The 20,077-nt window shown below is 71.0% G+C and carries 21 protein-coding genes; 16 read left to right on the plus strand and 5 right to left on the minus strand.

The genetic code is table 11. The features are described from left to right. Nucleotides 1-10 precede the first annotated feature (10 nt). From ACIPJ2_RS05625 to ACIPJ2_RS05655, 7 genes are all read left to right on the plus strand, one after another. Nucleotides 11-706: an alpha/beta fold hydrolase gene (locus tag ACIPJ2_RS05625; protein WP_402727933.1), complete on the plus strand. Its 696-nt coding sequence runs from the start codon at nucleotides 11-13 to the stop codon at nucleotides 704-706. A gap of 330 nt (nucleotides 707-1,036) precedes the next feature. Next, nucleotides 1,037-1,273, plus strand: coding sequence for a 50S ribosomal protein L28 (gene rpmB / locus ACIPJ2_RS05630; protein ID WP_022903747.1), 237 nt, complete (start codon nucleotides 1,037-1,039; stop codon nucleotides 1,271-1,273). Next, the gene (gene rpmG / locus ACIPJ2_RS05635; protein ID WP_056123557.1) at nucleotides 1,273-1,443 is read left to right on the plus strand and encodes a 50S ribosomal protein L33; all 171 of its coding nucleotides are present in this window, start codon (nucleotides 1,273-1,275) and stop codon (nucleotides 1,441-1,443) included. The genes rpmB and rpmG overlap by 1 nt, the downstream gene beginning before the upstream one ends. 2 nt (nucleotides 1,444-1,445) lie before the next feature. Continuing rightward, a complete protein-coding gene (gene rpsN / locus ACIPJ2_RS05640) occupies nucleotides 1,446-1,751 on the plus strand; it encodes a 30S ribosomal protein S14 (RefSeq protein WP_071299872.1) in 306 nt (101 codons plus the stop codon). A 298-nt stretch (nucleotides 1,752-2,049) separates the two neighbouring features. After that, the gene (locus ACIPJ2_RS05645) at nucleotides 2,050-2,337 is read left to right on the plus strand and encodes an HU family DNA-binding protein (protein ID WP_022908191.1); all 288 of its coding nucleotides are present in this window, start codon (nucleotides 2,050-2,052) and stop codon (nucleotides 2,335-2,337) included. Nucleotides 2,338-2,448: 111 nt separating this feature from the next. Further along, the gene (locus ACIPJ2_RS05650) at nucleotides 2,449-4,458 is read left to right on the plus strand and encodes a cytochrome c oxidase assembly protein (protein WP_402727934.1); all 2,010 of its coding nucleotides are present in this window, start codon (nucleotides 2,449-2,451) and stop codon (nucleotides 4,456-4,458) included. Continuing rightward, nucleotides 4,455-5,762, plus strand: coding sequence for an ATP-dependent RecD-like DNA helicase (locus tag ACIPJ2_RS05655; protein WP_402727935.1), 1,308 nt, complete (start codon nucleotides 4,455-4,457; stop codon nucleotides 5,760-5,762). Before ACIPJ2_RS05650 ends, ACIPJ2_RS05655 begins: the two co-directional genes overlap by 4 nt. A 286-nt stretch (nucleotides 5,763-6,048) precedes the next feature. On the opposite strand, the gene ACIPJ2_RS05660 is transcribed toward ACIPJ2_RS05655, so the two are convergent. Further along, the gene (locus ACIPJ2_RS05660; protein ID WP_402727936.1) at nucleotides 6,049-6,498 is read right to left on the minus strand and encodes a DUF4383 domain-containing protein; all 450 of its coding nucleotides are present in this window, start codon (nucleotides 6,496-6,498) and stop codon (nucleotides 6,049-6,051) included. Nucleotides 6,499-6,874: 376 nt separating this feature from the next. Between ACIPJ2_RS05660 and ACIPJ2_RS05665 the strand changes: the two genes are divergently transcribed. From ACIPJ2_RS05665 to ACIPJ2_RS05675, 3 genes are all read left to right on the plus strand, one after another. Beyond that, nucleotides 6,875-7,678 carry a phosphatase PAP2 family protein gene (locus ACIPJ2_RS05665; protein WP_402727937.1) on the plus strand — a complete coding sequence of 268 codons (804 nt, stop codon included), beginning with the start codon at nucleotides 6,875-6,877 and terminating at the stop codon, nucleotides 7,676-7,678. Nucleotides 7,679-7,784: 106 nt separating this feature from the next. Next, nucleotides 7,785-10,526, plus strand: coding sequence for a hypothetical protein (locus ACIPJ2_RS05670; RefSeq protein ID WP_402727938.1), 2,742 nt, complete (start codon nucleotides 7,785-7,787; stop codon nucleotides 10,524-10,526). Then, the gene (locus ACIPJ2_RS05675; protein WP_402727939.1) at nucleotides 10,523-11,446 is read left to right on the plus strand and encodes a DUF4436 family protein; all 924 of its coding nucleotides are present in this window, start codon (nucleotides 10,523-10,525) and stop codon (nucleotides 11,444-11,446) included. Before ACIPJ2_RS05670 ends, ACIPJ2_RS05675 begins: the two co-directional genes overlap by 4 nt. Here the strand turns inward: ACIPJ2_RS05675 and ACIPJ2_RS05680 are convergent. Next, nucleotides 11,443-11,913, minus strand: coding sequence for a hypothetical protein (locus ACIPJ2_RS05680; protein WP_402727940.1), 471 nt, complete (start codon nucleotides 11,911-11,913; stop codon nucleotides 11,443-11,445). The genes ACIPJ2_RS05675 and ACIPJ2_RS05680 overlap by 4 nt on opposite strands. 237 nt (nucleotides 11,914-12,150) lie before the next feature. Here ACIPJ2_RS05680 and ACIPJ2_RS05685 point away from each other — a divergent pair, with 237 nt between their 5' ends. After that, the gene (locus tag ACIPJ2_RS05685) at nucleotides 12,151-13,290 is read left to right on the plus strand and encodes a CE1758 family FMN-dependent luciferase-like monooxygenase (RefSeq protein ID WP_281266714.1); all 1,140 of its coding nucleotides are present in this window, start codon (nucleotides 12,151-12,153) and stop codon (nucleotides 13,288-13,290) included. A gap of 148 nt (nucleotides 13,291-13,438) precedes the next feature. On the opposite strand, the gene ACIPJ2_RS05690 is transcribed toward ACIPJ2_RS05685, so the two are convergent. Continuing rightward, nucleotides 13,439-13,843 (minus strand): DMT family transporter, encoded by a 405-nt coding sequence (locus ACIPJ2_RS05690; RefSeq protein ID WP_402727941.1) that lies wholly within the window; start codon nucleotides 13,841-13,843, stop codon nucleotides 13,439-13,441. Beyond that, nucleotides 13,844-14,158 carry a DMT family transporter gene (locus ACIPJ2_RS05695; protein WP_402727942.1) on the minus strand — a complete coding sequence of 105 codons (315 nt, stop codon included), beginning with the start codon at nucleotides 14,156-14,158 and terminating at the stop codon, nucleotides 13,844-13,846. It lies immediately after the preceding gene. An 81-nt stretch (nucleotides 14,159-14,239) separates the two neighbouring features. On the opposite strand from ACIPJ2_RS05695, the gene ACIPJ2_RS05700 reads away from it, so the two are divergent. The 5 genes from ACIPJ2_RS05700 to ACIPJ2_RS05720 are packed head-to-tail and all read left to right on the plus strand — an operon-like array spanning nucleotide 14,240 to nucleotide 18,617. Next, on the plus strand, nucleotides 14,240-14,818 hold the full coding sequence (locus tag ACIPJ2_RS05700; RefSeq protein ID WP_402727943.1) for a TetR/AcrR family transcriptional regulator: 579 nt from the start codon (nucleotides 14,240-14,242) through the stop codon (nucleotides 14,816-14,818). A 36-nt stretch (nucleotides 14,819-14,854) separates the two neighbouring features. Beyond that, nucleotides 14,855-15,871, plus strand: a complete 1,017-nt coding sequence (locus tag ACIPJ2_RS05705; RefSeq protein WP_402727944.1) for a permease — start codon at nucleotides 14,855-14,857, stop codon at nucleotides 15,869-15,871. After that, nucleotides 15,858-16,649 carry a TIGR03943 family putative permease subunit gene (locus ACIPJ2_RS05710; RefSeq protein WP_402727945.1) on the plus strand — a complete coding sequence of 264 codons (792 nt, stop codon included), beginning with the start codon at nucleotides 15,858-15,860 and terminating at the stop codon, nucleotides 16,647-16,649. Before ACIPJ2_RS05705 ends, ACIPJ2_RS05710 begins: the two co-directional genes overlap by 14 nt. Beyond that, nucleotides 16,639-18,048: a hypothetical protein gene (locus ACIPJ2_RS05715; RefSeq protein ID WP_402727946.1), complete on the plus strand. Its 1,410-nt coding sequence runs from the start codon at nucleotides 16,639-16,641 to the stop codon at nucleotides 18,046-18,048. The genes ACIPJ2_RS05710 and ACIPJ2_RS05715 overlap by 11 nt, the downstream gene beginning before the upstream one ends. A gap of 11 nt (nucleotides 18,049-18,059) precedes the next feature. Further along, the gene (locus ACIPJ2_RS05720) at nucleotides 18,060-18,617 is read left to right on the plus strand and encodes a hypothetical protein (RefSeq protein WP_402727947.1); all 558 of its coding nucleotides are present in this window, start codon (nucleotides 18,060-18,062) and stop codon (nucleotides 18,615-18,617) included. A gap of 205 nt (nucleotides 18,618-18,822) precedes the next feature. Here the strand turns inward: ACIPJ2_RS05720 and ACIPJ2_RS05725 are convergent, their stop codons facing one another. Beyond that, nucleotides 18,823-19,869, minus strand: a complete 1,047-nt coding sequence (locus ACIPJ2_RS05725; protein ID WP_402727948.1) for an NAD(P)-dependent alcohol dehydrogenase — start codon at nucleotides 19,867-19,869, stop codon at nucleotides 18,823-18,825. Nucleotides 19,870-20,077 lie beyond the last annotated feature (208 nt).

A 20,077-nucleotide genomic window follows, 5' to 3' on the forward strand; every position in this document is an offset into this window, starting at 1 on the left:
CGTCCACGCCATGCACGTGATCCTGGTGCCGGGCTTCTGGCTCGAAGCGGACGCGTGGGACGAGGTGCTGCCCGTCCTCCGCGAGGCCGGTCACTCCGTCGAGGCCCTCACCCGCGACGGGGACACGCTCGACGAGCAGGTGGCGGCGATCGTCGAGCGGCTCGACGACGTCGCGACCGCGGACGAACCGGTCGCGCTCGCCGGGCACTCCGGCGCCGGGCCGATCGCGTACATGGCCGCAGACCAGCGTCCGTCGCTCGTCGGGCACCTGCTCTACGTCGACACCTTCCCCGGCCCGTCCGGCGGCTGCGTCAACGACGAACTGCCGGTCGTGGACGGCGTCGTGCCGCTGCCACCGTGGGACTTCTGGGAGCCGGCGACCCTGCGGGGGATGACGCCGGAACTCCGCGCCGCCTTCGAACACCGTGCGATCCCGGAGCCCGCTCGACTGCCCGTCGACCGGTTCCACTACGACGACGCCGCACGGCACACGATCCCGGCGACGGTCGTCACGTGTGAGATCCGCCCCGAGGACCTCGCCGCCATGGTCGCCGACCACCAGGCGTGGGCGGCTGAGCTCGTCGCGACCGAGGAACTCACCATCGTCGGTCTCGACACCGGCCACTGGCCGATGTTCACGGCGCCGAGGCAGCTCGGCGAGTTGCTGGTCCACGCGTTGGCACCGAAACCCGCGGACGGTCCGTAGCCGAACGGGAGGCCGTGCCCCGTCCGCGACGCAGGTGCGGCCCATGGACGTGACCACCTGCAGGGCCGCGGTCGCGTTGCGGAGCCGAGCCGAGCCTCCAGACCGGAGGCCGACTTGCGACACGCCCGGCCGTCCCGTAATGTGGATGGCTGGTCCGCGCCTGCGCGGGCCCAGTTGTTCAGCCCTCCTGCCGTCGCGAACGCCGCGGCCGGATCGGGCGGCACGCACACCCCCCTCGCAGAACCACCGTCGGTGGCGACGCGCGTGCGTGCCAGGCAAGTGACCTTGGGTGTGGCCGATCGGCCGCACGGTACTCAACAGGAGGAAACCATGGCAGCAGTGTGCCAGGTGACCGGAGCCACCCCCGGCTTCGGACACAACATCTCGCACTCGCACCGCCGGACGAAGCGCCGCTTCGACCCGAACGTGCAGAAGAAGACGTACTACGTGCCCTCGCTTCGTCGTAACGTCACGCTCACGCTCAGCGCAAAGGGCATCAAGGTCATCGACGCACGCGGCATCGAGTCCGTCGTCAAGGACCTCCTCGCCCGTGGGGAGAAGATCTGATGGCCAAGAAGGGTCAGGACGTTCGTCCGATCATCAAGCTCCGCTCCACGGCGGGCACCGGGTTCACCTACGTGACCAAGAAGAACCGTCGCAACAACCCGGACCGTCTCGTGCTGAAGAAGTACGACCCGGTGGTCCGCAAGCACGTCGACTTCCGTGAGGAGCGCTAAGCATGGCGAAGAAGAGCAAGATCGCGAAGAACAACCAGCGCGCCGAGATCATCGCGCGCTACGCCGACCGTCGTCTCGAGCTGAAGAAGGCCCTCGTGGACCCGAACGGCACGGACGAGTCGCGTGAGGCCGCTCGCGTGGGGCTGCAGAAGCTCCCCCGCGACGCCTCGCCGATCCGCTACCGCAACCGCGACGCCATCGACGGCCGCCCCCGTGGCCACCTCGGTGAGTTCGGCATCAGCCGTGTCCGCTTCCGCGACATGGCCCACCGTGGCGAGCTCCCCGGCATCACGAAGAGCTCCTGGTAAGCACTCGCTTCCCGAACGCCCCGTCACCCTCACCGGTGGCGGGGCGTTCGTCGTCCGCGGGTGAACTCGGTTCGCTCTCGGGGGACAAGTTCGTCACATTCGTCACATCTGTCACTCGAGCACCTCAACAACCCCGGAAATCCGGGCGAGTCGGCAGGTTTCGTCCCACCCTGCTGGTAGTTTCAACTCCGGTTCCGCCGGGCTCCGGCCCGCTGGTCCGAAGCACCGGGCAACCGCCCGGGGCAACGGACGCCACGTGCGTCCGACCGATACGCAAGAAGTCCGAGGAGGACATCCAATGGCTGACAAGTCACTGAACCGCACCGAGCTCGTCGCGGCCGTCGCCGCCGAGTCCGGCCAGAGCCAGGCCACCGTCAACGGCGTCGTCGACGCACTCTTCAGCGTCGTCTCGGGCTCCGTCGCCGACGGCACGAAGGTCACGATCCCCGGTTGGATCGCCTTCGAGAAGACGCACCGTGCCGCCCGCACCGGCCGCAACCCGCAGACGGGTGAGGCCATCGAGATCGCCGCGAGCGACTCGGTCAAGGTCAGCGCCGGCTCGAAGCTCAAGGCTGCGGTCAAGTAAGACTGCTCCGGCACGAAGGGGACGGCGTTTCGCCGTCCCCTTCGTCGTTCGTTCTCCACATCTGCCGCCGGCGATTCTGCTGGGGGTCTGGCACGCCCGTAGGCTGTCCTGGTGAACCGGATCGCACGTGTCAGCGGCCCAGCCGTGCTCGTGCTGGTCGCGTTCGTCGCGGTCCTCGTCGCGCTCGTGATCGGCGGGGGAGCGAACGCCGCGCTCATCGCCGACCCCGGGGCCGTCGTGCGGTTCGGGCTCCCGATCGCCCGGGTCTTCGTCGACCTGTCCGCCGCCGCCACGATCGGCGGACTCGCCCTCGCGACCGTCGGCCTCTCGCGCTCCGCCCCCGAGTGGAACCGGGCGATCGACGTCGCCGCCGCGTCGGCCGGCGTCTGGACGGTCGCCTCGGCGGTCACCACCTTCTTCACGTTCCTGAGCGTCGCCGGGTCGAAGGTCAGCCTCGACGAGCAGTTCGGGCAGTCGATGGGGGTCTTCCTCACCGGCACCGACCTCGGTCTGGCGTGGCTGGTCACCGTCCTCGTCGCAGCAGCGGTCACGGTGCTGTGCTTCGCCGTCCGGTCGCGTGGCATGGTCGCGCTCACCGCCGGCGTCTCGATGATCGGGCTCATCCCGCTCGCGCAGCAGGGACACGCCGCCGGCACGGCCAGCCACGACGCCGCCGTCACGGCCCTCGGGTTGCACCTCGTCGGTGCGGCGCTCTGGATCGGCGGGCTGCTCATGCTGGTCCTCGTCCGGAGTGTCGTCCCCGCCGACCGCCTGGCTCCGCTCGTCGGTCGGTACTCGAGCATCGCGCTCGGGTGCTTCGTGCTCGTCGCCGTGTCCGGCGTCGCCTCCGCACAGATCCGGGTCGGCACGCTGTCGAACCTGTTCACCCCGTACGGCGTCCTGATCCTCGTCAAGATCGGAGCGATCGTCGCGATGGGGGTGCTCGGCGCGGTGCAACGACGTCGCACGATCTCCTCGCTCGTGTCGACGCCGGGTCGGTCGCGCCCGTTCTGGCTCCTCGTCGTCGTGGAACTCGCGGTGATGGGTGTCGCGTCCGGGTTCGCCGCAGCGCTCGGTCGCACGGCCACCCCGGTCGACCAGATCGCGTTGAGCAAGACCACGAACCCGTCCCCGGCGGAGCTCCTCACCGACGACCTCCTCCCGCACGCTCCGGGAACCTGGGGCTGGCTGACGTCCTGGAACCTCGACCTGTTCTGGCTGATGGCGGCGGTCCTGCTCGCGGCGACGTACGTGGCAGGGGTCGTCCGCCTGCGCCGTCGGGGCGTCTCGTGGCCGGTCCGCCGGTCGGTGGCCGCCGCGATCGCGATCGTGTGCCTGGTCGTCGCGACGTCCGGCTCGCTGCACGACTACGACCGCTTCCTGGTCTCCGCGAACGTCGGTGCGCACGTGCTCCTCGGGCTCGTCGTGCCCGGGCTCGTCTGGGCGTCGGCGCCCGTGCAGCTCATCCGTGCCGCGGTGCTGCCGCGTGACGACGACAGCACGGGTGTCCGCGAGTGGACGGACGTCATCGTCGACCACCCGGCCGTCCGGTACCTCGCGCAACCGTTCCCCGCGTTCCTGCTGCTCGCCGGCATCTGGTGGGCCTTCTTCGGCACCCAGGCCCTGCGCTGGTCCACGAGCGACCCGACCGGACGCACCGTGATCGACACGGTGTTCCTGCTGGTGGGGCTCCTGGCACTCCCGACGCTCCTCACGCCGATCGCCGCTGGTGGCCGGACGCCGTCGTGGTCCGCGTTCCTGGTGCGTGCCGTCGGCGGGGTCGTCGTCGCCGCGGGGTCGGTGTCGCTCGGCATCGCGATGCAGGGGCCCCTCGGGCTGCTGCAGGCGTCGTGGTTCGGTGCGATGGGGCGCACGTGGGGCCCTGACCCCCTGGTCGACCAGGCCCTGGGTGGTGTCGTGCTCGTCGTCGCCGGCGTCCTGCTGCTCGTGACGGTGCTCGTCGTCGGGCTCGTGCGCGTGCGACGGGGCTCCGGCGATGCTGGTCGGCCGCAGCACCCCGCAGTGGACACAGAACCGCGAGGTCCCGAACACGGTTCCGTGCAGGCGGCGGAGGACGACTTCGACGACGTCAGCGCGGACTCCGAGGCGAGCACCCCGTGAGCGTCGAGCTCAGCGCCGAGCAGCGGGCCGTCTTCGAGTACATCGAGTCCACCCGCGACCACGTGTTCATCACCGGCCGGGCGGGTACGGGCAAGTCCACGCTGCTGAACCACCTGGCGTGGAACACCGAGAAACAGGTCGTGATCTGCGCGCCGACCGGTGTCGCGGCCCTCAACGTCGGCGGCCAGACGATCCACTCGTTGTTCCGGCTGCCGATCGGGCTCATCGCCGACGCCGAACTGCGTCAGGGACCGGAGACCCGCAAGCTCCTCAACACGATGGACACCCTGGTCATCGACGAGGTCTCGATGGTCAACGCCGACCTGCTCGACGCGATGGACCGCTCGCTCCGCAAGGCCCGCGGGCGTCAGTTCGAGGCGTTCGGCGGGGTGCAGGTCGTCATGTTCGGCGACCCGTACCAGCTGCCCCCGGTCCCTGGTGACGCCGACGAGCGCGCGTACTTCACGGACCACTACCGGTCGTTGTGGTTCTTCGACGCGAAGGTGTGGCTCGAAGCCGAGCTCAACATCATCGAGCTCGCGACCGTGCACCGGCAGCGGGACGACGCCTTCGCCGCGATGCTCACGGCCGTGCGGCACGGGCGGGTCACGGCGGACATCGCGGGTCGCCTGAACGAAGCGGGAGCCCGGCCGGCCCCGGACGACGCCATCACCCTCGCGACCAGGAACGACACCGTCGCGAAGATCAACAAGGCCGCGCTCGACCGGTTGCCCGGCGCCACGAAGACGGCCAGGGCGGACGTCAACGGCGACTTCGGCGGGCGGAACTTCCCCGCCGACGAAGCGCTCGAGCTCAAGCCGGGGGCGCACGTGATGTTCCTCCGTAACGACCCGGACCAGCGCTGGGTGAACGGCACGCTCGGCATCGTGCAGACCATCCGCGACACCGTGTGGGTCGACGTCGACGGGGAGTCCTTCGAGGTGCAGCCGTCGGTGTGGGAGAAGTTCAAGTACTCCTACGACGCGGACAAGAAGGAACTGAAGAAGGACACCGTCGGGGAGTTCCAGCAGTTCCCCCTGCGCCTGGCCTGGGCGGTCACCATCCACAAGTCGCAGGGCAGCACCTACGACCGGGCGGTGGTCGACCTCGGCAACCGGGTGTTCAGCGCTGGGCAGACCTACGTCGCGTTGTCGCGGCTGACCTCCCTCGACGGGCTCTACCTGAGCCGACCGCTGCGCCCGCAGGACATCATCGTGGACCTCGACGTCCGGCGCTTCATGTCAGAGGCCCCGCGCATCGTCGCCACGCAGCTCGAGGCCCCGAAGGACACGACCGAGTCCTGAGCACGTCGCCGCCGCGCACGTGGTGGTCCGGGCAGGTGGTGGTCCGGGCTCGCGCTGCGCGGGTCGTTGCGCGTGCAATGAGCGACAAGTCCGTTGTCGTACGACAGCGAGTCTGTCGTTCCGAGTCGGTCGGGATGCTTGCGCGTGCAACGGGCGACATCACCGTTGTCGTACGACAGCGAGTCTGTCGTTCCGAGTCGGGCGCTAGCGACCACCCCACCCACCCCACACACGACGACGCCCGCCTGCCGAGCGGCAGACGGGCGTCGAGGTGTCGCCGAACGCGTCAGGCGGTGGCCGACGCGCGCAGCGCGCGGATGTTCTGCTTGTCGGCGCCGAGCGCGGTGAGCAGCAGCACCACGCCGACGATGGCGTTGAAGACGTTGTCGGTGGTGTTCAGCGCGAAGACGTTGGCCGAGGTGTTCACGAACACGAAGCCGTACGCCGCGAGGACGATCAGCACGACGCCGACGAGGAGGTTGACGTTGCGGGACCCGATGGTGTTGCCGAGTCCGACGATGAAGAGCGCCGCGGCGAGGATCGTCCACAGGAACGCGAGTGCCGGGTTCACCTGGAAGGCGTTCCAGAGCATGCCGCCCGAGTCGCCGAAGAACGCGTGGCCACCGTCACCGGCGAAGAAGAAGCCCAGGACACCCCAGATGACGAGCAGGGTACCGACCGTCAGCGCGAGTGCGCGGTTCGGCGATGCGATGATGCTCGGTTCCTTGACGGCCACTTCGGTCTCCTCTTCTTGCGCCACGAGGGTCGTCGTGGCTGACTCCTGCGGCGCGGTGCGTCCAGCGCTGCTGGACACTGCCTGCCGGAACAGGCCGATCGGGCCCTGGTTCCCAGGTTCCGACCGGCGCGACAACGGTATCGTGTTCGACCCCGACCGACCCAATCGAACGGCCGACGATCCGCTCGGGCGACCGCCCGTCCGGAGCGCCGTGACGAGGCGCACCACCAGGCCCGCGACGACGACCCCGAGGAGGACGATCCCCGTGACCCGTACGCCGGAGCGCACAGCGTCCGATCCGCGCGACGACGGGCGCGGACCGAGCGTCTCGCGCCGGTTCCGGTGGGCTGTGCTGTCGGCTCTGGGGTTCGTGGTCGTGCCTCTCGTCTACGCGGTCGCCGTGCTGACGCCGCTCGGGCAACGGGTCGAGGACTCCGCGCTCGGCGGGGTCCGGGAGACCGACCTGTTCGGGTCGGACACCGCACTCAACGTCATCTCGGTCCCGGTGATCCTGCTGCTGGTCGTGGTGATCGCCGCCGTCGCGTTCGCACGGAGGCGGCTCGCCGTCGGACTGGCGGCGGGTGTGGTGATGCTCGCCTCGGCTGGCACCTCCACGCTCCTCAAGCGTATCGCCGTGCGCCCGGAGATCGCCGGGTCCACGACGCCGAACTCGTACCCGTCCGGTCACGCGACGATCGCGATGGCGGCGTTGTTCGCGGTCCTGATGGTCACACCCCGTCGGTTCCGGCCGATCGTGCTGCTCCTCGGCGCTGCGTACGCGGTGTTCGTGGCGAACCAGACGGTGGTCTACGGCTGGCACCGGGTGAGCGACATCGTCGGCGCGTGTGCGGTCGCCCTGTTCTGGGTGGGGCTGGTCCGTGCCGTCGGGCCCGTCGTCGACCGTGGTGCGCGTGGAGACCGGGACGGCCGGAGGGGTCCCCGCCGCGTGGTGACGGCGGTGCTGCTGGTCTCCACGGGGGTGACGCTCGCCGTGGGGATCGCCGCGCTCGTGCTCGCGGTGACGAACGGCAGCGGGCACGACCACGACGCGATGCTCGTCGCGGGGCGCATGGCGTCCTCGGCCGTCGTGTTGCTCACCGTCACGGCGGTGTGGCTGGCGGACGGGATGCACCACGCGGCGCCGACGACGGACACCAAGGGGCTGCCGGCCCCCGTCTGACCGCGGGTCCGTCACAGCCCGGTAACACCTCGGACGCCGCTGCCGGAATCCGGATAGCGTCGTCGATGTCGGCGGAAGAGGGACCCGCCGCGGACCAAGGGGACGCATGCGGGAGCAGCACACCTCGGCGACGATCGGTCGCCTCCGCCGGACCCTCGCTGCCGCCCTCGGGCTCCTGGTGGGAACCGGTGCCCTCGTGCTCCCGGCTGCACCCGCCGCCGCCGACGTCGTCCCGCAGAGTCGGATCTGCTCGAGCCTGGCGGACGACGCCGCGACGCCGGTCTTCGGGAAGGCGTTCACCCAGCTCTACACACCTGCTGCGCCCGGCACCGACCTCGGCCTCGACACGAAGGCGTCGGCGTTCCCGCCGACGACCGGGACCTACGCGACCGCGACCAGCGCGTTCTACAGCTCGTACGCGCCCGGCGGGTACGGGGACTCCACCGTGTACCGCGGCGAGCTCGCGATCGGCGCGCAGAACATCACGGACGCATCGGACTCGACGGTGACCATCACGCTGCCGTACGCGCAGCGCCTGCAGTTCACGGTCGGCGGACTGGACGCGCCGTCGACCGTGGACGTCACGGCGTCCGGGCCCGGCGGGGTGGTCGTCCCCTCCGGCGCGGCCAGGAGCGCGGACGCCGGCTCGGCGACCGCGGCCGCGGTCGGGAACGTCCTGCGCGTCGGACCGTCGACCGCCTACGCGAACAACGGGGACGCGGACCCGCAGAAAGCCGTCGACGTCTGGTTCGATCGCCCGGTCACGAGCATCACCCTCCACCAGTACGGCGACGGCCCGGGCAACGACGGTGGGTACATCATCACGCCGGCCCTCGGGTGCCAGTCCGGCACGGTGTCCGCGTCGGACGCGACCGCCACGGCGACGGACGTGACCACCGATGGCGCCGGTGGGGCCTCCGTCACGTACGAGGTACCGGTCGCGACGACCGTGACCAACACGAGCGGCACCGACGACATGCAGCTCCTGCCCGCCGTCAGGAGCGACCTCGCTGCGCGGGTCCAGGCCCTCGGCGGCACGCTCGACGGCATCGCGTCGTCGGGCACCGGTGCGTGCGCCCTGCCGGCGGACGCGGCGACCTCCGGCCTGCTGACCGCATCGACGGCGGCCCTCGCCCCGGGTTCCGCGTGCACGCAGACCGCGACGGCGACCGTCACCCTGCCACTCGACGCCGACCCGCGCTCGATCACGACGACGTCGACCCTCGCAAGCTCGACCGACGACACGGCGTCCCGGACCAAGGGCACCGCCAGTGCTGCGATCACGTTCCCGGGCGTCCGCGCCGGGTTGACGGTCGACGCCGCGGGCACGACCGAGGCGCTGCCGTCACGGGTGGTCGAACGCCGGTTCACCGTGACGAGCACCGGTCCGGACCCGGCCGGACGGGCGACGGTGCGGCTCGACGCGCCGAACGGCTTCCCGGCCTCCGCGTGCAGCGTCTCCGGGGTCGAACCGCGACCCACGTGCGCCGAGCTGCTCAGCGGCGACGCCGTCACGCTCGGCACCGTGCCGGCCGGGGCGACGCGGACCGTCCTGCTGCGGGGGACCATCCCCTCCGGTACTCCCGCCGGGACCGCCTACCCCGTGACGGCGACGGTCGCGTCGCCCGCCGACCCGACCGGTCCGCACGACGCCGGCTCCACGCTGCGGGTCGTCCCGCTGAACGCGCCGGTCTTCACCTCCCCGGCCTCCGGGGCGACCACGACCGACGCGACACCCGTCATCCGGGGCGCCCAGGCCGTCGAGGGTGCGGTCGTCACGGTCTTCCAGGGTCCGACCGCGATGTGCACCGCCACGGCGGACAGCGGCGGGTACTGGTCGTGCGTCCCCTCCCCGCGTTTCGCGTACGGCCCCGTGAACCTCACCGCTTCGCAGTCGTACGGCGGCATCACCTCCGGCCCCGCGGCGCTCGGCTTCACCGTCCGGCAGCCGTCGGTGCCGCCGACGACCCAGCCTGGAGGCTCGGCTCCCGTCCCCGGGACACCGTCCGGTCCGGCGAACGGCGGCTCCACCCCGTCCGGCGGCTCCGGCGGGAGCGGCACGTCGGGCGGCAGCGGGAACACGAGCGGTGCCATCGGCCCGGCGTCGCCGTCCACGCCGGCGACGCCGGCGACGCCGCCGTCGGACGACGGGGCAGCCGGTGGATCCGGCAGCGCGGGACCCGCTGGGCCCGGCGGCAGCGGAGCCGGGGGCGGGGACGCGAGCGGCGCCCTCCCGATGGACCTGCGGTTCGGGACGCAGCGGATCATGCCGGGAACGGCAGCTGACATGCGCGGCACGCTCGGGCCGAACGCGTCTGGCGCCACCGTGGCGATCACGTTCTCGGCCCGCATGAGCACCGGCATGGTCTACCGGAACGTCGACGTCGAGGTCGACGAGCAACCGGTCGACTGCTCGGTGGCGACGACGACGTTCTCGTGCCTGATCCCGCTCGACCCCGGCGAGCAGGCCGACGTGGCGATCCGGGTGTTCGCCGACGCCGTGAACGCTCCGGACACCGCCGTGCAGCAGATCCAGGTGGCGTCGAACCGGTCGTCGCAGGCCAACGCGATGACGGTGACGACCGCGGTCGCGAAGGGCGAGACCGAGGCGTCCCAGCTCGCCGACCAGAGCACCACGTTCAACGTCACCGAGTTCCCCGGCGCGATGGTGCCGCTCCTCGCGATGCTGCTCTTCGCGCTCGCCGCCACGGTGGCGGGCCGTCGGGCGACCGGCGGGAGCCCCACGGCCCCGGTGGCGACCGGCCCACCTCCGGGAGCCGACCCACCGGGCGGCACCACAGCCTCCAGTCCGATCCGACCTGACGACCAGTCCGGGAGCAACCGATGACGCAGACGACCGAAGCCCCGCCGGAACGGCGCACCCGACGCAACCCCGCGCCGATCATCCTGCTGGTCGCGGTGGTGCTGCTGGCGGTGTACTACGTCGTGATCGGGCTCTCCGGAGCCCTGAAGACCACGACGACCGTGCCGGTGTCCGGGCCGAACGACCGGATCGGCAACTACATGTCGCTGCGGATGAGCGTGCAGGACGTCGACCTCTCGAACCGGGTGATGCAGGCGAACGTGCTGCCGATCCCGCACGGGGACTTCGTCGGCGACAAGGCCGGTGAGATCTCGGAGCCGTTGCGCATCGAGGTGTCGAGCGGCGGCGTGACCACGAGCGTCGTGACGTTCCCCGGCCAGTCCGTGGTGGACGCGACCTCGTTGGCGTTGACGCTCGACCGCGGTGACACCTCGTACCCGTTCGACCAGCCGTTCGCGAACTTCCAGCTCAGCGTGCAGAACGACGACACCGGTCGAGCGGTCCCCTTCCAGGTCGACATGTCGAACTCCGCGCGACCGTGGAACATGCAGGCCGAGCGCTCCGGTGCCGAGCAGCAGGACGGGCGCACGCTGGTCCCGATGCAGATCGACGGACACCGCGACGCGCTGAGCATCGTGATCGTGTCGTTCTACATCCTCGCGATCCTGTTCACGACGCTGATGGCGGTCGTCACGGTCGGCAGCGCGATCCTCCGGCGGAAGCTGGAGTTCGCGAACGTGATCTGGCTGAGCGCGACGCTGCTGTCGTTCCCCGCACTGCGGTCCGCGATGCCGGGTGCGCCGCCGATCGGGACGACGCTCGACTTCGTGTTCCTGTTCCCGTGTCTGGCGCTCGTCGCGATCATGTTCGTCTGGACGGGCGCGTACCTGCTGTGGCGCGAGTCGAAGGTGCTGCGCGGCAGGGTGATCGAGGACGACGCCTAGTCGCGCTGCCCGTCCGCGGGCTGCGGCTCGTCGGCGTGGTGCAGGGTCCGGAGGATCCGCCGGGCGATCCGTGCTTCCTCGTCGGAGCCGAGCTCGTCGCGCACGGCACGGACGGACAGCCCGAGGATCTCGGCGATCTCGGACGGCGCGACGTTGAGCTCGGTGAGCCGTGCGACCAGGGCGTCGCGGTCGTCGGCGACGGCCTCCTCGAGCGCCCGGGCCTCGGCGCGCATCGCACGTGCGCGCTCGCTCGCACAGCAGACGGCGGCGATGCGCGTGGCGGTCGAGGGGTCGCCGACGACGAACTCGATGCGCGGGGTCTCGCCCGCGAAGTCGTGCACCATCGTGCGGTGCTGGACGACGACGTCGTCGAGCCACGCGCCGTGGTGTTCGATCGCCGGGTAGTCGACGCAGCGCAGCACCCATTCGTCGTCGACGAGTGCGGCTGTCGAGGTGATGGTCGTCACGGTGGAACCTCGTCCTGATCAGCGAACCTGGTGAGGGGTTCCGGTTCGACGCTACGCGGATCGGCGGGCTCTCGCGGTCCGCAGTTCGGCGGACAGGAGCGGGCCGCTGCTCGGTCGCGCGGCGGGCACGCTGCTCGGTCGCGTGGCGGGCCCGCTGCTCGCGGGAATACCGTGTGGGGCGCTACGTTGTACCCGGCAGTTCGATGCAAACGCATTGATCTCATGGAAGGCGGCATCATGCAGTTCGGCATCTTCACGGTCAGTGACGTCACGACCGACCCGACCACGGGGACCACTCCGGACGACACGCAGCGCGTCCGCGACATCATGACGATCGCCGAGCACGCCGACCAGGCCGGGCTCGACGTTTTCGCCACGGGTGAGCACCACAACCCGCCGTTCGTCGCGTCCTCGCCGACGACGATGCTCGGCTACCTGGCCGGACGGACGAAGCACATCACGCTCTCGACGTCGACGACCCTCATCACGACGAACGACCCGGTGCGCATCGCCGAGGAGTACGCGATGCTCCAGGTGATCTCCGACGGCCGCATGGACCTGATGATGGGCCGAGGCAACACCGGCCCGGTCTACCCGTGGTTCGGGCAGGACATCCGGCAGGGCGTGAACCTGGCGATCGAGAACTACGCGCTGGTCCGCCAGCTCTGGGAGAACGAGGTCGTCAACTGGCAGGGCAAGTTCCGCACGCCGCTGCAGGGCTTCACCTCGACGCCGCGTCCGCTCGACGGTGTCGCGCCGTTCGTCTGGCACGGCTCGATCCGCACGCCCGAGATCGCGGAGCAGGCCGCCTACTACGGCGACGGCTTCTTCCACAACAACATCTTCTGGCCGATCGAGCACACCGCGCAGATGGTCGGGCTCTACCGGCAGCGCTTCGAGCACTACGGGCACGGTGCCGCGAACCAGGCGATCGTCGGGCTCGGCGGGCAGTTCTTCGCGCGCAAGAACTCGCAGGACGCCATCGCCGAGTTCCGCCCGTACTTCGACAACGCCCCGGTCTACGGGCACGGGCCGTCGATGGAGGACTTCACCGAGCAGACCCCGCTGACCGTCGGGTCGCCGCAGCAGGTCATCGACCGGTACGCGGCGATGAAGGACAGCGTCGGGCACTACCAGCGCCAGCTGTTCCTCGTCGACCACGCGGGCCTGCCGCTCAAGACGGTCCTCGAGCAGATCGACATCCTCGCGTCGGACATCGTGCCGGAGCTCCGCAAGATCAACGACGAGGGGCGCCCGGCAGGCGTGCCGTCGAACCCGCCGTCGCACGCGGAGCGTGTCGCCGCCGCCCGCGCAGCGGGCACGGTCGGTACCGACCACGTGGCCGCTGTCGACGAGTGGACCGGCGCGTCGGTCTGATCGCACCATCCGCATGACGGGAGGCCCGGTGCCAGCTGGCACCGGGCCTCCCGTCCGTCGGTGGTTCCCACCCATCTCACGTGCGGTGGGAAGCCGAATCGCGCGTAGGAGGTCGGAGGAACCGACCTCCTACGCGCGATTCGACTTCCTACGCGCGATTCGACCGGGCCGGGGAGGCCGGGGAGGCCGGGGAGGCGGGCGCCGGGGAGGCGGGCGCGGGGGCGGGCGCGGCCGGGCGGGCCGGCAGGAGCTTCAGGCCGACGACGCAGCCGACGATGCCGGCGATGAACACCAGGCGGAGGACCGTGACGGGCTCGGCGCCGGTGACCATGCCCCAGAGCACCGTGAGTGCCGCGCCGGTCCCCGTCCACACCGCGTACGCCGTGCTGATCGGGATGTGCTTCAGGACGTAGCCGAACGCGACGAGGCTGATCACGATCGTGATCGCGAAGACGATGGTCGGCTCGAGCCGGGTGAAGCCGTGACTCTGGCCGAGCGCGGTCGCCCAGACGGTCTCGAGCGCTGCGCTGACGAAGAGGACGATCCAAGCCATCTAGCTCACCACCTTGAGTCCGACGACGCAGACCACCAGGCCGAGCACCAGGGCGACCCGGCCGAACGACGCGGTTTCCTGCTTCCGGGCGATCGCGACGAGCACCGTGAGCGACGCACCGATGCCGACCCACACCGCGTAGGCCGTGCCGACCGGGATCGCCGTCATCGCGTACGCCAGGCCGGCCATGCTCGCGGCCATGCCGAGGACGAAGACGATCGTCGGCACCACCTTCTTGAACCCGTTCGACGCGCCGAGTGCGGTGGCCCACACCGCTTCGAGCACGCCGGAGAGGACCAGGACGATCCAGGTCATGACGCTTCCCTTCCGATAGTCGCACGACTGTGCGACACGACCTTTCTAGCATGAGTCGTACAGTCGTGCCAGAATGATCGGGTGACGCGCAGCATCGACCTCGAGGAACGGCGCCGCACCGTGTCCGAAGCCGCCTGCCAGGTGCTCGCGCGCGACGGCCTCGGCGCGCTGAGCGTCCGGAACGTCGCGGCCGAAGCCGGTCTCCCGCCGAGCACCGTCCGCTACGTGTTCCCCACGCAGGCGAGCGTCCGCGAGCACGCGTTGAACCTCGTCTTCGACGGAACCGCTGCCCGCATCGACGCGCTGCCCGCCTCGCTCGGTGGCACGGACTTCGCGCACGCGGTCCTCGTGGAGCTGCTGCCCCTCGACGACGAGCGCCGCATCGAGCTCGACGTGTACCTCGCCCTCGGGACGGCGGCCCTGACGGACCCCGAGCTCCGTCCGTTCCACGACCGGGTCGTCGACGAGATGCGGCAGTGGTGCGTGCGGATCCTCGACGCGGTCGGCGTCCCCGCGGCGGACACCGAGTACGAGACGCGGCGGCTGCATGCCATGGTGGACGGGCTCGCGCTGCACGTGGTGCGGCTCGACCCCGCTGGCGACGCCACGTGGGCGATCGACCTGCTCGACCGCCACGTCGCTGCGCTGGCCGCGGGCTGAGGCCGGCCGGCCACGCTCGTCGCCTATCCTGAGCCGGTGACGACGCGCACCACCACGCCGCCGCAGCGTGCCCGGACCCGCACCGGCCCCGGTCTCGTGCTGCTCGCCGTCGTCGTGCTGCTCGGGATCCGGCTCGCCACCCCGGCCGTCGGCACCGCCGGGCTCCCCGACGTCGTGCAGGACTTCCTCACGCTCGCGATCAGCGTCGTCGTGGAGTCCCTGCCGTTCGTCGTGCTCGGCATCGTGCTGTCGATCGTCGTCGAGGTGTGGGTCCCGCACGGCGCCCTCGAACGCATCCTCCCGAGTCGCCCGATGCCCCGTCGCGCCGTGATCTCCCTGATCGGCATGCTCTTCCCGGTGTGCGAGTGCGGCAACGTCCCCCTCGCCCGCGGCCTCATGCTCCGCGGGTTCACCCCGGCCGAGGCGGTCACGTTCCTCGTCGCGGCCCCGATCCTCAACCCGCTCGTCATCGTCAGCACCGCGCAGGCGTTCGGCTGGTCCGGGTGGATCCTGCCCGTCCGCATCGTCGGCGGCTTCGTGGTCGCGAACCTCGTCGGCTGGATCGTCGCAGCGCACCGTCGCCCCGCGGACCTGCTGCTGCCCGCGTTCGAGGCCCGCTGCCGCGCCGCGATCGGCGCCGCAGCCCCGACCAACCGCTGGCGGGAGAGCGCAGCCCAGTTCGGCGGGGAGACCGCCACGATGATGCCGGCGCTCTTCGTCGGCGCCGGACTCGCGGCGGCGATCCAGGTCGCGGTGCCGCGGAGCACCCTCGTCGCGATCGGGTCGAACCCGGTGCTGTCCGTGCTCGCGATGATGCTCCTCGCGATGACGGTGTCGCTCTGCTCGAACGTGGACGCCTTCTTCGCGCTGTCCTTCGCCTCGACGTTCCTGCCCGGGTCGATCACGGCGTTCCTCATCATCGGGCCGATCATCGACGTCAAGATGATCGCCCTGCTCCGCACGACGTTCCGCGCCCGCTTCCTCGTGCTGCTCGCCGTCGTGTGCGTCCTGTTCGCCCTCGCCGTGGGGTTGGTGATGAATGTCCTCGTCTGAATCGCGGAAGCCCGCGTACCTCGGCCTCGGCTCCGTCCTCGCGGTCGCGCTCTGCACCCTCTGGCTCGCCGTCGCAGGGCACCTCGACCTGTACATCAACCCCCGCTACGCGGTCTTCACGATCGTCCTCGCGGCCGTCGCCGTGCCGGCGTCGATCGCCGGACTCGTCGTGGTCGCGCGGGGAGCCGGACACACGCACGACCACGCGGGTCCGGACGACGCACCGGTCGCCCGGCCTGGAGGCTCGGCTCGGCTCGTGCGCGCCACGCTCGGTGGCATCGCGGCCGCGATCACGATCGGGGTCACCGTGGCCATGCTGGTCCTGCCCCCGGCGACGCTGTCGGCGCGGACCGCTCAGCAGCGGAGTGTGGACTCCGCGACGCTGTCGAACGCCACCGGGTCCGGCACCGTGTCGCTCCTCGGCAGCGAGTCGGTCGACACGTCCGGGTACGGCGTGAAGGACTGGGCAGCGCTCATCCGGCAGACCACCGACACGAGCTCCCTCGTCGGCAAGCGGGTCACCCTCACCGGGTTCGTCGTCCCCGGATCGGACGGCTCGTTCACCCTCACCCGCTTTGTGATCAGCTGCTGCGCCGTCGACGCACAGCCGGTCGGCCTCGTCGTGACCACCGACGGCACCGTCCCGGCCGAGAACCAGTGGGTGACCGTCACGGGGGCCCTCGCCGCGAACCCCGACCAGTCCGCCGACGCCCGGATCGTCATCAAGGCCGCCACCGTCAAGCGGGTCGACCAGCCGCGGGACCCGTATGAGTACTGAGTCAGAACCGCGCCGCCCGGTCGCGCACCGGTTCCGGCGGCGGTTCACGGCCGTCGTGCTCGTGCTCGTCGTGGTGGCGGCGCTCGCCGCGGTCGTCGGGTCGCAGCAGGGCCCGCGGCTGAAGTCGGTGTCCTACGACGCGAGCGGCATCGTCTCCCGTCCGGCGCAGCGTGTGATCCTCACGGCGAACCAGGCGCTCCAGAAGGTTTCCGCGGACGACGTCCGGGTCTCGCCGGCAGCGGCCCACACCGTGACGTCGAGCGGCAACACCGTCGCCGTCGAGTTCGCCGGCCCGCTCGCCTACGACCGGTCGTACACGGTGACGGTCAGCGGCGCCCGGGCACCAGGGCAGCGTGCGACCGCCGACCTCCGCGCGACGATCCGCACCGGGACCACCGACGTGCTCGCCCTCGTCCCGGGCACCGACGGCGCGAAGGACCGCATCGTGCGCCGGTCGCTCGACGCGTCGGGCGCGACGACCGTGTACCAGGGGACGGGCATCACCGAGTACGTCCGCCTGAGCCGGTTCCTCGTCGTGCTGAGCGACTCCGACGTCGGCGACTCCCGGATCGACGTCGTGACGCTGCGGAACGGCGTGGAGGACCCCGACGCGCCCGTCGAGCACCTCACGCTCCCGACCTCCGAAGGACACGCGAGCGCGCTGCACGCCGCGGACGACGGCGCGTCCTTCGGGTTCCAGTACGCGGACACGTCGACGGGGCAGTCGAAGGACGTCGGGCTCTACGTCGTCGACATGACGGGCACCCACATGCCCGAGGCGATCGCGGCCGACGGCAAGCCCACTACCGGAGCCGTCCCGATGACCGTGAGCCAGTGGGCGTACGTCCCGCGCACCGAGAGCGCGCTGGTGCGCACGGCCGCCGACGAGCTGTTCCTCGTCGACATGAGCGGGCGCGCCGACCTCGTGCGGCTCGGCTCCGCCACCTACCTGCACGGCTTCGTCGGCACCGGCACCACCGCGGTCGTCGAGTCCGGCACCGGGATCGAACGCGTGGACCTGACCGACGGCAAGCGGACCGCGATCGTCGCACCAGCCGCGAGCACGGACGCGCAGTACCTCGGTCGGATCGCCCAGCTGACGGACGACACGTACCTGCGCACGGTGGGCGACGTCCGAGCTGACGGGACGATCGCCAGCCGCATCGTGCGCGTGGACGGGAGCCGAGCCTCCCGGCTGCCCGTCGCCATCCCTGATGACGCGAGCCTGACGGCGGTCTGCCCGTCGCCGAACGGCCAGTTCGTCGCGGTCGCGACGAAGTCGCCGACCGGCGCGCTCGTCAGCATCGTCGATGCGACGTCCGGCGCACTCGAGGCGAGCACCGTCGGTGAGGACGTCGACTGGTGCGGCGCGCTGCCGAGCGGCGACGAGGTCGGATAGCGTCGAGCCCGATGCATGCAGCAGTCGTCGAGCGGTGGGTCGCCGGGTGGGCACGGTCGCGGTCGATGCCGTTCGAGGCGGACGGCAGCGGCTGGCACGTCACCGTCGGCGCGGAGACCCGACTGGACGAGTACGTCGTCGCGGAGCCGTCCGGCGTCGAGGCGCTGCGGCTCGCCCGCGTCGTGGCACCGCGGTACACGAGCTGGCTCACGATCGTCGGCGGGATCGCCCCGGACGCGCTGTCCGCACTCGGCTCGCTCGACCGGATGGCCAGGCCGGGCACTGTGATGGAGGCTCGGCTCGCGCCCGTCCCGATGCTGGCGGACGTCGTGGTGGACACCGCCGACGGGGTGGCGTTCCTGCGGATCGAGGTGGACGGGGTCACCGCTGCGCGCGGCCAGGTCGCGCTCGTCGGCCGCGACGCGGTGTTCGACTGCATCGAGACCGAGGAGCCGTACCGACGGCGGGGCCTCGGTGGGCGGATCGTGGCCGGTCTGACGGCGTGGGCGGTGTCGCACGGCGCGGACACCGGGCTGCTGGTGGCCTCGGACGAGGGCCGCGCGCTCTAGCGAACCGTTGGCTGGCGCGACGTGGCCCCGGTGGTGACCTACCGAGGCTTCGCGTGAGCGCGCGGTGCCGAATCGCGCGTGGGCCGAAGCGCGCGTGGTGGGCCGAATCGCGCGTACGAAGCCGAATCGCGCGTAGGAGGCCCGTTGTTCGGACCTCCTACGCGCGAATCGGCTTCCCATTGCACCCGTTGTGGGTGCGAACGGACTACGCCAGCGTCGCCGCGTCGATGACGAAGCGGTAGCGGACGTCCGAGTTCAGGACGCGCTCGTAGGCCTCGTTGATCTGGTCGGCGCTGATGAGCTCGGTCTCCGGCAGGATCCCCTTCTCAGCGCAGAAGTCGAGCATCTCCTGGGTCTCGCGGACGCCGCCGATGGCCGAACCGGCCCAGCTGCGACGGTGTCCGATGAGGGAGAACGCGGGGACCTCGAGGGGCTCGGCCGGGGCACCGACGTTGACGATCGTGCCGTCGACGGCGAGGAGGCCCAGGTAGGCGCCCATGTCGATCTTCGCGGACACCGTGTTGATGATCAGGTCGAACGAGCTGGCCAGCTGCTCGAAGGTCGCAGCGTCCTTCGTCGCGTAGTGGGCCTTCGCGCCGTAGCGGAGCGAGTCGGCTTCCTTCGACGTGGTCTGCGACAGGACGGTGACCTCGGCGCCCAGGGCGACGGCGATCTTCACGGCCATGTGGCCGAGGCCGCCCATGCCGACGACGGCGACGCGCTTGCCGGGGCCGGCCTTCCAGTGGTGCAGCGGCGAGTAGGTGGTGATGCCGGCGCAGAGCAGCGGCGCGACCTTCTCGATGTCGAGCGACTCGGGGACGCGGAGGACGAAGTCCTCGTTCACGACGACGGCCTGCGAGTACCCGCCCTGGGTGATCGAGCCGTCGGCCGGGTCGACGCCCGCGTAGGTCTGGATGTTGCCCTTGAGGCAGTACTGCTCCTCGCCGGCGAGGCAGTTCTCGCACTCGCCGCAGGAGTTCACCATGCAGCCGACGCCGACGCGGTCGCCGACCTTGTGCTTGGTGACGTTCTCGCCGACGGACGAGACGTGGCCGACGATCTCGTGACCGACGACCTGCGGGTACTGGATGGGGCCCCACTCGCCACGGACGGTGTGGATGTCCGAGTGGCAGATGCCGGCGTAGGCGATGTCGATCTCGACGTCGTTCGGGCCGAGGTCACGACGGGTGATCGTGGTCTTGACGAGCGGTTCGGTGGCGGACGGTGCCGCGTACGCGTTGACGGTGCGCAATGGTCTCCTCGTGGGGTTGCGGACGGGCCGTTTCCGACCCGCGGTCGGGCCGCTTCCGGCCCGCCGACCATCGTGCCCGGTGGAGCGCTCCCGTGGGGGGTACGGACAGGGCACCCCGGAGCGGGAAGACCGCGTCCTCGTCCGGAACACGCACGCCCTTCGACAGCGCCCGATCCGGACCGTACGGTTGCTGTACCGAGTCGAAACG

The sequence above is a fragment of the Curtobacterium sp. NPDC090217 genome, assembly GCF_044746705.1.
Lineage (GTDB): Bacteria > Actinomycetota > Actinomycetes > Actinomycetales > Microbacteriaceae > Curtobacterium.

Bases quoted from the DNA above. Each gene is read 5' to 3' on its own strand.
- ACIPJ2_RS05645 (WP_022908191.1), top strand. From the start codon at position 2,050: ATGGCTGACAAGTCACTGAACCGCACCGAGCTCGTCGCGGCCGTCGCC.
- rpmB (WP_022903747.1), top strand. From the start codon at position 1,037: ATGGCAGCAGTGTGCCAGGTGACCGGAGCCACCCCCGGCTTCGGACAC.
- ACIPJ2_RS05710 (WP_402727945.1), top strand. From the start codon at position 15,858: ATGTCCTCGTCTGAATCGCGGAAGCCCGCGTACCTCGGCCTCGGCTCC.
- rpsN (WP_071299872.1), top strand. From the start codon at position 1,446: ATGGCGAAGAAGAGCAAGATCGCGAAGAACAACCAGCGCGCCGAGATC.
- ACIPJ2_RS05670 (WP_402727938.1), top strand. From the start codon at position 7,785: ATGCGGGAGCAGCACACCTCGGCGACGATCGGTCGCCTCCGCCGGACC.
- ACIPJ2_RS05625 (WP_402727933.1), top strand. From the start codon at position 11: ATGCACGTGATCCTGGTGCCGGGCTTCTGGCTCGAAGCGGACGCGTGG.
- ACIPJ2_RS05715 (WP_402727946.1), top strand. From the start codon at position 16,639: ATGAGTACTGAGTCAGAACCGCGCCGCCCGGTCGCGCACCGGTTCCGG.
- rpmG (WP_056123557.1), top strand. From the start codon at position 1,273: ATGGCCAAGAAGGGTCAGGACGTTCGTCCGATCATCAAGCTCCGCTCC.
- ACIPJ2_RS05695 (WP_402727942.1), bottom strand. From the start codon at position 14,158: ATGACCTGGATCGTCCTGGTCCTCTCCGGCGTGCTCGAAGCGGTGTGG.
- ACIPJ2_RS05685 (WP_281266714.1), top strand. From the start codon at position 12,151: ATGCAGTTCGGCATCTTCACGGTCAGTGACGTCACGACCGACCCGACC.
- ACIPJ2_RS05675 (WP_402727939.1), top strand. From the start codon at position 10,523: ATGACGCAGACGACCGAAGCCCCGCCGGAACGGCGCACCCGACGCAAC.
- ACIPJ2_RS05720 (WP_402727947.1), top strand. From the start codon at position 18,060: ATGCATGCAGCAGTCGTCGAGCGGTGGGTCGCCGGGTGGGCACGGTCG.
- ACIPJ2_RS05690 (WP_402727941.1), bottom strand. From the start codon at position 13,843: ATGGCTTGGATCGTCCTCTTCGTCAGCGCAGCGCTCGAGACCGTCTGG.